At 66.8% G+C, this 14,984-nt stretch carries 14 protein-coding genes; 13 read left to right on the forward strand and 1 reads right to left on the reverse strand.

Annotated elements, in window-relative coordinates; genetic code table 11:
- The 12 genes from N539_RS0103265 to N539_RS15210 are packed head-to-tail and all read left to right on the forward strand — an operon-like array spanning position 1 to position 14,315.
- Positions 1-1,416, forward strand: a complete 1,416-nt coding sequence (locus tag N539_RS0103265; protein WP_028969105.1) for a UDP-N-acetylmuramoyl-L-alanyl-D-glutamate--2,6-diaminopimelate ligase — start codon at positions 1-3, stop codon at positions 1,414-1,416.
- On the forward strand, positions 1,413-2,798 hold the full coding sequence (locus N539_RS0103270) for a UDP-N-acetylmuramoyl-tripeptide--D-alanyl-D-alanine ligase (RefSeq protein WP_028969106.1): 1,386 nt from the start codon (positions 1,413-1,415) through the stop codon (positions 2,796-2,798). Before N539_RS0103265 ends, N539_RS0103270 begins: the two co-directional genes overlap by 4 nt.
- Positions 2,786-3,856 carry a phospho-N-acetylmuramoyl-pentapeptide-transferase gene (gene mraY / locus N539_RS0103275; RefSeq protein ID WP_028969107.1) on the forward strand — a complete coding sequence of 357 codons (1,071 nt, stop codon included), beginning with the start codon at positions 2,786-2,788 and terminating at the stop codon, positions 3,854-3,856. Before N539_RS0103270 ends, mraY begins: the two co-directional genes overlap by 13 nt.
- Positions 3,853-5,220 (forward strand): UDP-N-acetylmuramoyl-L-alanine--D-glutamate ligase, encoded by a 1,368-nt coding sequence (gene murD, locus N539_RS0103280; protein ID WP_028969108.1) that lies wholly within the window; start codon positions 3,853-3,855, stop codon positions 5,218-5,220. Before mraY ends, murD begins: the two co-directional genes overlap by 4 nt.
- Positions 5,217-6,440 (forward strand): FtsW/RodA/SpoVE family cell cycle protein, encoded by a 1,224-nt coding sequence (locus tag N539_RS0103285; protein ID WP_051531250.1) that lies wholly within the window; start codon positions 5,217-5,219, stop codon positions 6,438-6,440. Before murD ends, N539_RS0103285 begins: the two co-directional genes overlap by 4 nt.
- Positions 6,437-7,597, forward strand: coding sequence for an undecaprenyldiphospho-muramoylpentapeptide beta-N-acetylglucosaminyltransferase (murG, locus tag N539_RS15200; RefSeq protein ID WP_037551774.1), 1,161 nt, complete (start codon positions 6,437-6,439; stop codon positions 7,595-7,597). Before N539_RS0103285 ends, murG begins: the two co-directional genes overlap by 4 nt.
- Entirely contained in the window at positions 7,597-9,009 is a 1,413-nt protein-coding gene (gene murC, locus N539_RS0103295; RefSeq protein WP_028969110.1) for a UDP-N-acetylmuramate--L-alanine ligase, read from the forward strand. Before murG ends, murC begins: the two co-directional genes overlap by 1 nt.
- Before the next feature lie 14 nt (positions 9,010-9,023).
- Positions 9,024-9,902, forward strand: coding sequence for a UDP-N-acetylmuramate dehydrogenase (gene murB, locus N539_RS0103300; RefSeq protein WP_037552047.1), 879 nt, complete (start codon positions 9,024-9,026; stop codon positions 9,900-9,902).
- The gene (locus tag N539_RS0103305; protein WP_028969112.1) at positions 9,899-10,840 is read left to right on the forward strand and encodes a D-alanine--D-alanine ligase; all 942 of its coding nucleotides are present in this window, start codon (positions 9,899-9,901) and stop codon (positions 10,838-10,840) included. The genes murB and N539_RS0103305 overlap by 4 nt, the downstream gene beginning before the upstream one ends.
- The gene (locus N539_RS15205) at positions 10,837-11,748 is read left to right on the forward strand and encodes a cell division protein FtsQ/DivIB (RefSeq protein WP_051531252.1); all 912 of its coding nucleotides are present in this window, start codon (positions 10,837-10,839) and stop codon (positions 11,746-11,748) included. Before N539_RS0103305 ends, N539_RS15205 begins: the two co-directional genes overlap by 4 nt.
- 7 nt (positions 11,749-11,755) lie before the next feature.
- Complete coding sequence (ftsA, locus tag N539_RS0103315; RefSeq protein WP_028969113.1) at positions 11,756-13,006, forward strand: cell division protein FtsA; 1,251 nt, start codon at positions 11,756-11,758, stop codon at positions 13,004-13,006.
- A 43-nt stretch (positions 13,007-13,049) separates the two neighbouring features.
- Complete coding sequence (locus N539_RS15210) at positions 13,050-14,315, forward strand: MFS transporter (RefSeq protein WP_156029730.1); 1,266 nt, start codon at positions 13,050-13,052, stop codon at positions 14,313-14,315.
- 1 nt (position 14,316) lies between these two features.
- Here the strand turns inward: N539_RS15210 and N539_RS18370 are convergent, their stop codons facing one another.
- Positions 14,317-14,490, reverse strand: coding sequence for a hypothetical protein (locus N539_RS18370; protein WP_156029731.1), 174 nt, complete (start codon positions 14,488-14,490; stop codon positions 14,317-14,319).
- Positions 14,491-14,619: 129 nt separating this feature from the next.
- Between N539_RS18370 and N539_RS0103330 the strand changes: the two genes are divergently transcribed.
- Positions 14,620-14,973 carry a cupin domain-containing protein gene (locus N539_RS0103330; RefSeq protein WP_028969114.1) on the forward strand — a complete coding sequence of 118 codons (354 nt, stop codon included), beginning with the start codon at positions 14,620-14,622 and terminating at the stop codon, positions 14,971-14,973.
- Positions 14,974-14,984: the final 11 nt, after the last annotated feature.

Raw genomic sequence — 14,984 nt, forward strand, 5'->3', positions numbered from 1 at the left:
GTGCGCTTGTCCGACCTCGCGGACGTCCGTTCCGATTCCGAAGTCACCGGTTTTGTCATCGACCATCGCAAGGTCGCGCGCGGCAGCGTGTTCGGCGCGTTCAAGGGTGCCGTCTTCAGCGGCGAGGATTTCATCGGCGATGCGGTGGATCGCGGCGCGGTTGCGGTGGTGGCCCGGCCGGGCGCCCCGGTGCCCGACGTTCCGCATCTGTCCGACCCCAATCCACGGCGGCTGTTCGCGAGCCTCGCTGCGAAATTCTATGCACCGTATCCCGACACGGTCGTCGCCGTGACGGGCACCAACGGCAAGACCTCGACGGTCGAGATGACGCGGCAGATCTGGCGCATGCTCGGGCACCGCTCCGCATCGATCGGGACGCTCGGCGTGACAACCTCCGACGATCAGGTGAAGACCGGCCTCACCACCCCCGACATTGTCACTTTCCTCAGCAACGTGGCCGGTCTCAAGCGGATGGGCATGACCCATGTCGCCTACGAGGCGTCGAGCCACGGACTCGACCAGTCGCGCGCCGAGGGCGTTCCGCTGGCTGCCGCCGCGTTCACCAATTTCAGCCGCGACCACCTCGATTATCACGAGACGATGGACGCCTATTTCGAAGCCAAGATGCGGCTGTTCGAGGACCTACTGCCGCCCGGGAAGCCGGCGGTGATCTGGACCGACGATCCCAGGTCGGGCGAGGTAGTTGAACGCGCCAAGGCACGCGGACACCGGGTGATGACGGTCGGCCGCAAAGGAGAAACGATCCGCTTGGTCGAGCAATCGCCAAGCCCGCTCGGCCAGACCCTGATGCTCGAACATGACGGCAAGCCGCACCGGCTCGCGCTTCCACTGATCGGGGCCTACCAGGCCTCCAACGTGCTGACCGCGGCGGGCCTGGTGCTGGCCACCGGCGGCGAATGGAGCGCGACCTTCTCGGCAATGCAGCGCGTCGCGCCGGTGCGCGGGCGGCTCGAGCGCGCGGTGATCAGCCGCGCCGGGGTTCCCGTTTATATCGACTACGCGCACACGCCGGACGCGCTCGAGGCGGCGATCGCGGCACTTCGCCCGCACGTCGAAGGACGGCTCATCACCGTGTTTGGCGCCGGCGGCGACCGCGACCAGGGCAAACGTCCGCAGATGGGCGCGGTCGCGATGCGGCTGTCGGACGTCGTGATCGTTACCGACGACAATCCGCGCAGCGAGGATCCGGCGCGCATTCGTGCCGATATCATGACTGGCGCTGCCGGGGCGCTGGAGGTTGGCGGACGCCGCGAAGCGATCGCCGAGGCAATCCGTCTCGCGGCCGCGGGCGACATTATCCTGGTCGCCGGCAAGGGTCATGAGACGGGCCAGATCGTCGGCGACCGCGTGCTTCCGTTCGACGATGCGCTGGTCGCGCGGGAGTGCGCGGCGTGACCCCGCTCTGGACCAGCGACGAGATCGCTCAGGCGACCGGCGGGACGGCAAGCACGGCGTTCGAGGTGACCGGCGTGACCTTCGACAGCCGAGAGGTCGAGCCGGGCTTCCTGTTCATCGCCATGCCCGGCACGGTTCATGACGGCCACACGTTCGTCGACGCGGCGTTTGCGGCAGGTGCCGCCGGAGCCGTCGTCTCCCAGATAGTGAATGGCCCGCATGTGCTGGTCGACGATACCTTTGCCGCGCTCCAGGCTCTGGGACGCGAGGCGCGCCAGCGCTGCAATGCGACCATCGTCGGGGTGACGGGATCGGTCGGCAAGACCAGCACCAAGGAAGCGCTGTATGCGGCGCTCGGCCGCTGCCGGCCGGGCAAGGTCCATCGCTCGGTCAAGAGCTACAACAACCATACCGGCGTGCCGCTGAGCCTTGCCCGAATGCCGCGCGATGCCGAGTATGCGGTGCTCGAAATGGGCATGAACAACAAGGGCGAGATCGCCGGGCTGACGCGCCAGGTCCGGCCCAATGTGGCGCTGATCACCGCGATCGCCCCGGCCCACATTGAGACCCTCGGCTCGGAGGAAGCGGTCGCCGACGCCAAGGCCGAAATCTTCGAGGGGCTGGAGCCGGACGGGGTCGCGATCATCCCCAACGATTCGGCGCACCGCGACCGGCTGCTCAAGGCGGCGCGACGCCGCGCCGACCAGATCACCACCTTCGGCGGCGGCGATGCCGACGTTCATGCCGTCCACGCCGTATCGGCCGAGGGCGGCGGGAGCCTGATCAGCGCCGCGCTCCTCGAGCGCGAGCTGACCTTCACCATCTCGCAACGCGGCGAGCATTGGGTGTCCAACGCGCTCGCGGTCCTGGCGGCGGTCGAGGCGCTGGGGGAGGACGTCGCGGTTGCGGGCCTCGCGCTGGCTGATCTCGGCGGCCTCAAGGGCCGCGGCGAGCGCCACATGATCGCGGTCGATGGCGGCGAAGTGCTGCTGATCGACGAAAGCTACAACGCCAATCCGGCGTCGATGGCGGCGACGCTCAAGAGCCTGGGCGCCGAGAAGGATGTCGCACGGCGGATCGCCGTCCTCGGCCCGATGCGCGAGCTCGGCGAGCATAGCGGCGCGCTTCATGCCGGCCTTGCCCCGGCAGTGCTCGACGCGCACGTCGATGAGCTCATCCTGATCGGCGATGAGATGCGGCCGCTGGCGGAGCAAGTGATCGGCAAGCTGTCCCTCGATCTCGCCAACGATGTCGATGAAGCAACCAAAGAGCTCGCGGCCAAGATCCGCCCCGGCGATGCAATTCTCGTGAAGGCATCCAACTCGGTCGGGCTTGCCAGGCTGGTCGAACGGATGGTCAAGGAGGGCGCATGCTCTACCTGATCGCCCAGCAGCTCGGCTTCCCCGGCGTCCTCAACCTGATCCGCTACATCAGCTTTCGCGCCGGCGCGGCGAGCGCGACCGCACTGGTCATCGGGCTGCTGCTCGGGCCGTGGTTCATTTCCTACCTGCGCGAGCGGCAGGGCAAGGGCCAGCCGATCCGCGCCGACGGCCCGCAGAGCCACCTCGCCAAGCGCGGCACGCCGACCATGGGCGGCCTGCTGATCCTGATCTCGGTGTCGATCTCGGTCCTGCTGTGGATGGAGCTCAGCAATCCGTACGTATGGGCGTGCCTGCTGGTCACCGCCGGGTTCGGACTGATCGGCTTCCTCGACGATTACGACAAAGTGAAGAAGGCGCATCACGCCGGGCTCCGCGGCCGAACCCGGCTCGCGCTCGAATTCCTGATCGCCGGGCTGGCGACCTGGATCATCGTCCGCAATGGGACGACCAACCTCTATCTGCCGTTCGTCCAGGGTCCGGTCGTCGACCTCGGCTGGTTCTACATCGTGTTCGGCGCGTTCGTGATCGTCTCCTTCGGTAACGCCGTGAACCTGACCGACGGGCTCGACGGGCTCGCCACCATGCCGGTGATCATCGCCAGCCTCGCCTTCCTGCTGATCGCCTATCTCGTCGGCAACGCGCGGTTCGCGACCTACCTCGGCATTCCGCACATCCTCGGCGTCGGCGACTTAACCGTGCTGCTGCTGGCCATCGTCGGCGCCGGGCTCGCTTTCCTGTGGTTCAACGCGCCGCCGGCGGCGGTCTTCATGGGCGACACCGGCAGCCTCGCGCTCGGCGGCGCGCTCGGTGCGGTCGCCGTCGCCACCCATCACGAATTCGTGCTGGTGATCGTCGGCGGCCTGTTCGTGCTGGAGGCGCTTTCCGTCGTGATCCAGGTCGCGGTGTACAAGCGCACCGGGCGGCGCGTTTTCCTGATGGCCCCGATCCACCACCATTTCGAGCATCTCGGCTGGTCCGAGCCGACCGTCGTCATCCGCTTCTGGATCGTCAGCTTCATCCTCGCGCTGGCGGGGCTGAGCACGCTCAAACTGCGGTGATCACCGCGCGCGCCTTTGCCGGCAAGCATTACGCCGTCTACGGCCTCGCACGGTCGGGGCTGGCGACCGTCGAGGCGCTGCTCGCGAGCGGGGCGAGGGTCACCGCTTGGGACGCGAAGGAGGACGCGAGGGCCGGCACTCCGGCCCGCACGGAGATCGCAAATCTCGACGAAATCGACCTCAGCCAGTTCGACTCACTCGTCGTCACCCCCGGCCTGCCACTCAACCGCCACCCCATCGCCCAACGGGCCCGCGACGCCGGCGTTGAAATCATCGGCGACATCGAGCTGTTCGCCCGCGCCCGGCCCGAGCTGCCGCCGCACAAGGTGGTCGGGATCACCGGCACCAACGGCAAGTCGACGACCACCGCGCTGGTCCACCACATCCTCCAGACCGCGGGCGTGCCGACGACGATGGGCGGCAACATCGGCCTGCCGATCCTGGCCCAGGACCCGCTGCCCGAGGGCGGCGTCCATGTGCTCGAGCTATCGAGCTACCAGCTCGACCTGACGCAAAGCCTTGATTGCGACGTGGCGGTGCTGCTCAACATCACCCCGGATCACCTCGACCGGTACGGGAGTCTTGAGGCCTACCAGTCATCAAAAGTGCAGCTGCTCGACATGCAGCAGCGGCACCAGCGAGCCTTCGTCGGGGTAGCTGTACTCGCGATGGTTCCGCTCTATCGGACTGGGCACGAGCCGGCGATCGACCAAATTGAAGACGTTGCCTTTACCATCCAACCGGAGCTCTCACCCGCTAGGCGATTTGACAGTCAAGAGGACGTGACTGCGGAGATGACCGCACGGTTTGAGCGTTGGAACGCGGCTCAAGCGACTTGGCCGGCGCTCCAAGGACCCCACAACGCGCAGAATTCATGCGCGGCAATCGCGATTTGCCGAACATTGGGGGTTCACGAAGCAGTGATCGAAGAGGGCCTTCGCACTTACCGTGGCCTCCCGCACCGCATGGAGCGCGTCCGCGACAAGGACGGCGTTACCTTCGTTAACGACAGCAAGGCGACCAACCCGACCGCGACTGCTCCCGCGCTCGCCGCATTTGAAAAAATCCGTTGGATCTGCGGCGGGCAGGCCAAGACCGACAGTCTCGACGAATGTGCGCCGCACTTCGGCCATGTGCGCAAGGCCTATACCATTGGCGAAGCTGGCGAATTGTTCGCTTCGCTCTTGTCCCCGCACATGGCCGTGGCAGAGTGTCAAACCCTGGAGCGCGCGGTGGGAGAAGCGGCGGCGGAGGCGGAGAGCGGCGACACGGTGCTGCTGTCGCCCGCCTGCGCGTCGTTCGACCAGTTCCGCGACTTCGAGGACCGGGGCGACCAGTTCCGCCAGCTAGTGGGGGCGTTATGATCAAGAGCATCTCGGGCCAGATCAAAGCCAAGGCCGCGCTGATCGATCCGGACCGCTACGGCCGGTCCGACACCTCGGCGCTCGGGCGCTGGTTCTGGGAAATCGACAAGGTCCTGCTGCTGCTGGTCAGCGTGCTGATCGCGATCGGGCTGATTGCCGTCGCCGCGGCCTCGCCCGCCGCCGCGGAGCGCTATTCGGGGGGCAACGTCCGCTTCAACGAGCTCTATTATTTCTGGCGCCAGCTCGCCTGGATCGCGCTCGGAGTGCCGGTAATGATCGGCATTTCGATGATGCCGCGCGAGCGGGCGCGGCGCATTTCGCTGTTCGGCGCGGCCTTTTTCTTCGGCCTGCTGCTGTTCGTGCCGATCATCGGCCCGGAGCATAACGGTGCGCGGCGGTGGATCGAGTTCGGCGTCGGCCAGGTCCAGCCGTCCGAGTTCCTGAAACCCTTCTTCGTCATCGCCATGGCCTGGCTGCTCAGCCTGCGCGAAACGGACAAGACGCTGCCGATCTTCACGCTGTCGGCCGCGGTGACCGGCATGATCGCCTTCCTGCTGATGAAGCAGCCGGACTTCGGCAGCACGATCATCTTCGGCTCGGTGTGGCTGGCGATGCTGGCGCTGGCCGGGGTCAACCTGCGTATCCTGATCGGCCTCGCGGTGGCGGGCGTAATCGGGGTGGTTCTCGCCTACTTCTTCTACGACGTCGCGACGATGCGCATCGACGAGTTCCTATTCGGCACCGGCGACAATTTCCAGACCCAGAATGCGATGCGCACGCTGACTGCCGGCGGCTTGTTCGGGATGGGGCCGGGCGGCGGCACGCGCAAGTTCGGGCTGCCCGAGCCGCACACCGACTACATCTTCTCGGTGATCGGCGAGGAGTTCGGCCTCATCGCCTGCCTGGCCATCGCCGCGCTCTATCTCGGGATCGTCGCGCGGGTGCTGATCAAGCTCCTCGATGAGGACAACAGCTTTGCGATTCTCGCCGCCGCTGGACTGGCGATTCAGTTCGGCCTGCAGGCGCTGATCAACATGATGGTCAACGTCCAGCTGGCGCCGTCCAAGGGCATGACCTTGCCGTTCATCAGCTATGGCGGTTCGTCGATGCTCGCGCTCTCCATCGGCATGGGCTTGCTGCTCGCTTTCACGCGCCGGAACCCGTATCTCACGCGCTCGCCCTATGTCGTGAAGTGGAGCGGGGAGCAGCTGACCGCATGAACTTCGTCCTCGCTGCCGGAGGGACCGGCGGCCACATGGTCCCGGCCCACGCGCTCGCGGCGGAATTGCGGAGCCGCGGGCACGGCGTGCTGCTCATCACCGACGATCGCGGCGCACGTTTTCCGGGGCTGTTCGACGGCGTGCCGGTGCTTATCCTCCCCGCCGGGCGTCTCGGTGGCGGACCGATCGGCTGGCTCAAGGCCGCTCGTGCCATCGTCAAAGGACGCGCCGAGGCCAAGCGCCTCTATCGCGAGCATCGCCCTGACGCGGTCGTCGGGTTCGGCGGCTATCCGGCGTTCCCCTCGCTCCTCGCGGCGAGCGCGATGAGGATCCCGACTGTCCTTCACGAGCAGAATGCGGTGCTCGGCCGGGTCAACCGGCTGCTCGCCGGCGAGGCCGAAGCGATCGGCACCGCCTACGACAAGGTCGAGCGCCTGAAGCCGAAGCTTGCGAGCAAGGCGGTACTGGTCGGCAACCCCGTCCGCCAGGAGATCGCGCGGCTCGGCGAATTGCCGTTTCCGCCGTTCGACGAGTTCGCACCGCTCAAGATCCTGGTCACCGGCGGCAGCCAGGGCGCGACCGTGCTCGGCCAAATCGTGCCCGAAGGCCTCGGCCTGCTCCAGCCGTCGCTGCGCCGCCGCTTGCAGATCGTCCAGCAGTGCCGGCCCGACGACATCGAGCGCATCCGCGGCCGCTACGCCGAGCTCGGCATTCCCGCCGAGCTGCTGACTTATATCGAGGACATGCCCGACAAGCTGGCCGACGCGCACCTCGTGATCGGCCGGGCCGGTGCTTCGACGATCGCCGAGCTGACCGCGGCGGGGCGGCCGGCGATCCTCATTCCGTTTGCTGCCGCGACCGACGACCACCAGACCGCGAACGCGTGCGAAATGACCGAGGCGGGAGGCGCTCGCACGATCCAGCAATCGGGCTTCACCCCGACGGTACTGGCGCGCCAGATCGAGGCGATGGCCGCCGATCCGATCGCGCTCAACAACGCCGCCGCCCGGGCCTTGTCGGTCGGTCGGCCGCACGCGGCGCGCGACCTCGCCGACCTCGTCGAGCGCGTCGGCAACGGGCTCGCCCCGGTCGCGGTCGGGCCGGTGCTGACGCCGCGCGTGAAGGGTGAAGCTCCCGCCGCAGGAATGCCGGCATGATGAAGGCCTTGGGTACCGACATCGGCACGATCCATTTCGTCGGGATCGGCGGGATCGGCATGTCAGGCATCGCCGAGGTGATGCATCAGCTCGGCTACAAGGTTCAGGGCTCGGACGTCGCCGACAGCTATGTCGTCGAGAAGCTGCGCAAGAAGGGGATTTCGGTCGCGATCGGCCATTCGGCGGACAATCTCGGAGATGCGGCGGTGGTCGTCTGCTCGTCGGCAATCAAGGACGGCAATCCGGAAATGGACGCTGCGACGGAGCGGCGCCTACCGCGGGTCAAGCGCGCCGAGATGCTCGCCGAGCTGATGCGGATGCAGAAGACGGTCGCCGTCGCCGGCACCCACGGCAAGACGACGACGACTTCGATGATCGCCGCGCTGCTCGACAATGGCGGGCTCGACCCGACCGTCATCAACGGGGGCATCATCAACCGCTACGGCTCCAACGCCCGCCTCGGCAAAGGCGACTGGTGGGTGATCGAGGCGGACGAGAGCGATGGCAGCTTCTTGAGGCTCGACGGAACGATCGCGGTCGTCACCAACGTCGATCCCGAGCACCTCGAGCATTACGGCAGCTTCGACGCGGTCAAGGACGCGTTCGTCGAGTTCATCGAGAACGTGCCTTTTTACGGCCTCGCGGTGATGTGCGTCGATCATCCCGAGGTCCAGGGAGTGCTGTCTCGCATCCGCGACCGCCGGGTAGTGACCTATGGCTTTTCGGCGCTGGCCGACGTTCGCGCCGACACCGTCACTCCCGTGCCGGGCGGCAGCCGGTTCGATGCGCTGATCCTCGGACGCGACGGCGAGCGCCGGACTATCGAGGGGGTCCACGTGCCCATGCCGGGCCGGCACAACGTCCTCAATGCGCTGGCTGCGATCGCGGTCGCGCTGGAGCTCGGCCTGACCGACGACGCGATCGCCAGCGGCTTCGAGAAATTCGAGGGGGTCAAGCGCCGCTTCACCAAGGTCGGGGAAATCGACGGCGTGATCGTGATTGACGATTATGCGCATCATCCGACCGAGATCAGGGCCGTGTTGTCCGCCGCCCGTGAAGGCGCGGAAGGGCGCGTGATCGCGGTCATGCAGCCGCATCGTTACACTCGGCTCGAAGCACTGATGGACGACTTCCAGAATGCCTTCAACGACGCCGACGTGGTGTTCGTAACGCCCGTCTATCCAGCGGGCGAGGAGCCGATCGATGGCGTCGACGCAGCGGCGCTGGCGGAGGGGCTGCGCGCGCGCGGCCATCGCATGGTGCGCGCGGTCACCGATCTCGACGACCTCTGCACTGCGCTGCGCGATCTCGCGGCCGAAGGCGACATGGTGATTTGCATGGGCGCCGGCGACATCACCAAATGGGCGGCGACGCTGCCGGACGGCCTCGGCAAAGCGAGGTCGCGCAAGTGAGCGACGTCGCGACCATGCCAAGCGTGCGCGGCAAACTCACGGCGCATGCTCCGCTGGCGCCGCTCGTCTGGTTCAAGAGCGGCGGTAGCGCCGAATGGCTGTTCGAGCCGGCGGACGTCGAGGACCTGGCGCAGCTGCTCGCCGAGCTCGACCCGGACGTGCCGGTAATGGCGCTCGGCCTCGGCTCCAACCTCATCGTCCGCGACGGCGGGGTTTCGGGTGTCGTGGTTCGGCTCGGCAAGGCCTTGGCTAAGATCGAGCAGTTGGACGAAACGACGCTGCGCTGCGGCGGCGGGGCAAGCGGGATTTTGGTCTCATCGACCGCGCGCGATCGCGGCATCGCCGGCCTCGAATTCCTGCGCGGCATCCCCGGTACCGTCGGCGGGTTCGTGCGGATGAACGGCGGCGCCTATGGCCGCGAGGTCAGCGACATCCTCACCTCGGCCAAGCTGGTATTGCGGTCGGGTGAGCTGGTCGAATGGCCGCTGGAGACGTTCGGCTATACCTATCGTCACAGCGAAATTCCCGACGGCGCGGTGGTCGTGGAAGCGACGTTCCGCGGCACGCCGGGCAATCCGCAAGCGATCGGCGCGGAGATGGACGCCATCGCTCGCGCCCGTGAGGAATCGCAGCCGCTGCGCAGTCGCACCGGCGGCTCGACCTTCAAGAACCCGCCAGGCCACAAGGCGTGGGCGCTGGTCGATGCCGCGGGTTGCCGCGGGCTTACGATTGGCGATGCCCAAGTCTCGGAAAAGCATTGCAATTTCCTCCTCAATCTCGGTAGCGCGACAAGCGCCGACATCGAGGCGCTGGGCGAGGAAGTCCGCCGCCGCGTGAAGGCGAAAAGCAACATCACCCTCGAATGGGAAATCCAGCGGGTCGGGACTGAATGAACAGCGACATTCACATTGTCGTCCTGATGGGCGGTTGGTCTGCCGAGCGCGAAGTCTCGCTGACCAGCGGCAAGGGCGTCGCCGACGCGCTCCGGACCCGCGGTTGGTCGAACGTCACCGAGCTCGACATGGAGCGCGACGTCGCCGCCCGTCTCGCCGAGCTGAAGCCCGACGTGGTTTTCAACGCCCTCCACGGGACCCCCGGCGAGGACGGCACGGTCCAGGGCATGATGGATCTGATGGGCCTCAAATATACCCACAGCGGCCTCGAGACCTCGGTCATTGCGATCGACAAGGAGCTGACCAAGATGGTGCTGGTGCCGCACGGCATCCGCATGCCGGTGGGGCAAGTGATCGAAAGCGAAAGCCTGTTCAGCGGCGATCCGATGGCGCGCCCTTATGTGCTCAAGCCGGTCAACGAAGGCTCGTCGGTCGGCGTCGCCATCGTCGCTCCCGATGGCAATTACGGGTCGCCGATCGGGCGCGACGTGCCCGGCCCGTGGCAGGAGTTCGACGAGCTTCTCGCCGAGCCGTTCATCAAGGGTCGCGAGCTGACCGTTGCGGTCCTCAACGACGAGGCGCTCGCGGTCACCGAGCTGCGGCCCAAGGCCGGCTTCTACGATTATGCCGCCAAATATACCGACGGGCTCACCGAGCACATCTGCCCCGCCGAGGTCCCGGACGAGATCGCGCAGGCGATGATGGACATGGCAGCGAAAGCGCACCGCTTGCTCGGCTGCAAGGGCGCGTCGAGATCCGATTTCCGCTGGGACGATGAGCAGGGCGAGGCGGGCATCTATTTGCTCGAGGTCAACACGCAGCCGGGCATGACCCCGCTCAGCCTCGTCCCCGAACAGGGCCGGTTCAAGGGCATCGGCTACGGCGAGCTGGTCGAGCGGCTGATCGAGGAGGCGCTCGCCAAGGGATCTGGGGCGTGAGCGCCGCGCACGTCCGCCGGGGTGGCGGCCGCGCCAGGTCGCGCAGCCCGGCCAAGGTCGCAGCGCCGAAGAGGATCGCCAAGCGGCTTCCCGTCAATCAGGCGCGCGCCAACAAGGTAGCAGGATTGGTGTTCGGCGCCTTCCTCCTTGCGATCGGCCTTGTCGTGCTGATCGCGCTGGACATCCCGGCCAAGGCGGAGCGCGTCGCCGGCGCCGCCGTCGGCCAGGCCGGTTTCACCGTCCGCGGCTATCAGATCGTCGGGCTCAACCATATGAGCCGCGGTCCGGTCGACGAGGTCGTGACCGACGAGCTGCACCGCGCCGCCGAGCGGGCGGGGTCGAGCAAGGCGTCGCAGGCGATGGTCGACGTGGTCGCGATCCGGGAGCGCCTGATGCGGTTTGGATGGGTCAAGGACGCACGCGTCTCGCGCCGCCTTCCCGACACTTTGGTGATCGACATCGTCGAGCGCTCGCCCGCTGCTTTGTGGCAGAGCAGCGGCAAGCTTGCACTGATCGATTCCGAAGGCGTCGTGCTCGACCGCGTGCCGATCGACAGAATGCCCGACCTGCCTTTGCTGATCGGGCCAGGCGCCAATGCTCGGGCGCAGCAGCTCGATCGCCTGATGGGCGAGGTGCCGACCTTGAAGCCGCAGCTCGCTTCGGCAACCTGGGTCGGGGGCCGGCGCTGGGACCTCAACTTCCAGTCGGGCGAAACGGTCGCGCTGCCCGAAGGCGAGGCAGCCGCGGGCAGCGCGCTGACCAAGTTCGCCAGGCTCGACAAGTCGAGCGGCTTGCTCGGCCGCGGCATCGTTCGCTTCGACCTGCGTGTCGCGGACAAGATGATCGTCCGCCTTCCGCGCGCGCCGGGCGAGCCGATCGCGGCCGCGCCGACGCAACCGCAAGGCTAGCTGCGCAGTGGCCGCGCCCACCGAACGACCGCTGGTCGCCGCGCTCGACATCGGCTCGTCGAAAGTCAGCGCGATGATCGCCCGGCCGGACGGCGAGGGCCGGCTGACGGTGCTCGGCACCGGCCAGCGCGAAAGCCGCGGGGTCAAGCGCGGCTACATCACCGACATGGCGGCAAGCGAATTCGCCGTGCGCGAGGCGGTCGAGCTCGCCGAACGCATGTCGGGGACGACGGTCGAAGAGGTGTGGGCTGGCTACGGCGCCGGCGGCCTCGTCAGCGACGTCGCCAGCGTCGAGGCCGAGCTCGGCGGGCATCCGATCGAGCAGCCCGACATCGACGCTCTGCTCAACGCCGGCAAGAGTGCGATCGACCGCAACGGCCAGGTCGTGCTTCACGCTCACCCGGCGCTCTACACCATCGACCGCGCCCAGGGCGTGCAGCAACCCATCGGCCTCTATGCCAACCGGCTGGGGGTCGACATCCATGTCATCGCCGCCGACCCGTCGCCGCTGCGGAACATCGACACGGTCATCCGGTCAGCGCACCTCGGCGTCAAAGCCATCGTCGCTTCGCCGATCGCGGCCGCGCTCGCCTGCCTCAGCGACGAGGAGCGCGAGCTTGGCGTGGCGCTGGTCGAGCTCGGCGCCGACGTGACGAATGTCTCGCTGCACTTCGGCGGAATGCTCGTTGGCTTGCGCTCGGTTCCGCTCGGAGCGCGCGACATCACCAACGACATTGCCTGCGCCTTCGCGGTCCAGCGCCGCGACGCCGAGCGGCTTAAATGCTTTTACGGCTCGGCCATGACGTCCCCACGCGACAACCACGAGATGATCGAGGCGACGCAGATGAGCGCGGAGCCGGGCGTCGAGCCGATGAAGATCACGCGGGCTCAGCTGATGATGGTGATCCGCCAGCGCGTCGAGGAGCTGACCAGCGAGATCGAAGCGGCGCTCAAGGATCTCGGCTTCACCGGCCCGGTCGGGCGGCAGGTCGTGCTGACCGGCGGCGGCGCCGATCTCAAGAACATCGCCGACTATATGCAGGGCGTGCTTGGGCGGGCGGTCCGGGTTGGCAGGCCCAAACAGCTGACGGGCCTTCCCGATGCCCACAGCGGCCCGGCATTCGCGACCCTCGTCGGTCTCGCTTTGCTCGCGTCGTCGGGCACCGGCGACATCCGCGACATCGGGCCGATCGCCCGGCAGGCGCCGAGCCGGGGCCTGATCGGTCGTTTCATGGCGGCGGTGAAGGGCGGCTACTAGCCCGCGCGCCCACGTGCTACGCTGCAAGCCGGGGGAAAAGTTTTTGGTCGAAGCAACGAGCGACGTGCGCAGCCGAAGCGCGGGTTTGTGGCTTACCTTGCTGCTCTCCGCGATGGTGCTGCTCAACTATGTCGACCGCGGCGCGGTCGGGATTGCCGCGCCCAAGCTCAAGGATGAGCTAATGCTTTCGGCCGCGGCGTTCGGCGTCGTCGTCTCTGCCTTCTCCTGGATTTACGCGCCGGCGCAATTTGCAGTTGGCTGGCTGTCGGATCGCTTCTGCGTCTATCGAATGATCGCGGCAGGGCTCGCGGTGTGGGCGCTCGCGACGTTTCTCACCGGCTTTGTCAACGGCTTCGCGATGCTAGTCGCACTGCGTGTCCTGCTCGGCGTCGGCGAGGGCGTCGCTTTCCCCTCGGCTTCGAAGATCATTGCCCGTCACGTAACGGCCGAGCGACGCGGACTTGCCAACAGCGCGCTTGCCGTCTCGATCGCGTGGGGACCGGCGCTCGGGATCTTCGCCGGCGGCCTGATCCTCCGTTACTTCGGCTGGCGTCCGATCTTCATCTCCTTCGGCCTGATCACCTTGCTGTGGATCGTCCCCTGGCTGTTCGTCTCCAAGCCGCAGTGGCGCAGCTATGCTCACGGCAGCGGAAAGAATGTGCCGGTGCGCCTGGTCATGCGCAACCGCACGGTGTGGGCGATGGGCATTGGCCACATCTGCAACACGTACGGCTTCTATTTCCTGCTCGCATGGCTACCCTTGTTCCTGGTCAAGGTGCGCCACCTGTCGATCCTCGAAATGACGACGATGATCACTGCCGCTTATGTCGTTCAAGGGTTCGGTGCACTCTTTTGGGGCTGGTATTCCGACCATCTGGTCAAACGCGGGTGGGACGAAGGTCGGCTTCGCAAGGGCCTGCTGTCGCTTTACCAATTGATTTATGCGGTCTCGATCCTTGGGATAGGGTTGTCGGTTTCGGCGCCGGCGATTCTGGCGTGGCTCGTGTTTGGCGCCCTATTCTCCGGCATCGGCGGCACCAACCCCTACGCGATCGCTCAAGTTTATGCGGGCCCGGAAGCGGCGGGCACCTGGGTCGGAGTGATGAACGGCGTTGGCAACAGCTCCGGCATCTTCGGACCGGTGCTGACCGGACTGCTGATCCAACAGACCGGCTCGTACCTTTCGGCGTTCGTGGTGTCGGCGATCATCGTCGGTTTTGGCGGCATCTGGTGGTGGGTCGCCTTGCCGCCCGTAAGACGACTCGAACTCGGTTGGGTCGATCCACAGATGCGGCTTGCCGCCACCTGACCTAGAGCGGCGGGTCGGCCGCCTGCTTGGCTCCGAACACCAGCGCGAGCGCCTCGTAATGGTCGGCCAGCTCGGTGTGGATCTCCGCCACTTTGGGGTTGCTTGCCGCCCGGCTGAGGTCGCGCTCGGCGCGTTCTCGATCGACGAAATAGCGGGCGTAAGCTTCGTCTGACATTGCACCGCGCGAAACGCGTGCTTGTGGTCTCGGTTCCGATCGGGCGCGCCGGTAATCATAAGCGGACCTGATTGTCGCCGTCACGATTTCAATTGGCGGCCGGCAACGCTCTTACCGCAGTCTTCCGGCATGAGCGAAACAGCCGAACCGAGCCTTGCGCCGTCAATCGTCAATCCATTGCGGGACAGCCGATCGATCGCCGAGGATTATCACAATCGGCAGGTCGCCGCCGTCAACGATCATGAAATCCGAATGAGCGTGATGACCGCGGGCTTTGCCTGGCACAGCCATCCGGAATCCGATGAAGTCTTCCTCGTCATCGACGGCGAACTCGTGATCGAGTTTCAGGACCGCGAGGTGATCTTGGCCGCGGGCGATATGCTCACGGTTCCCAAGGGGGTTGTTCATCGCACGCGCCCAAGCGGATCGCGCTCGGTCAATCTGACGTTCGAACGGCGCGACGCCCTCACCATGTTCGTCTGACGCGGGGACCG

This window comes from Sphingomonas sp. URHD0057 (assembly GCF_000620665.1).
Taxonomy (GTDB): domain Bacteria; phylum Pseudomonadota; class Alphaproteobacteria; order Sphingomonadales; family Sphingomonadaceae; genus Sphingomicrobium.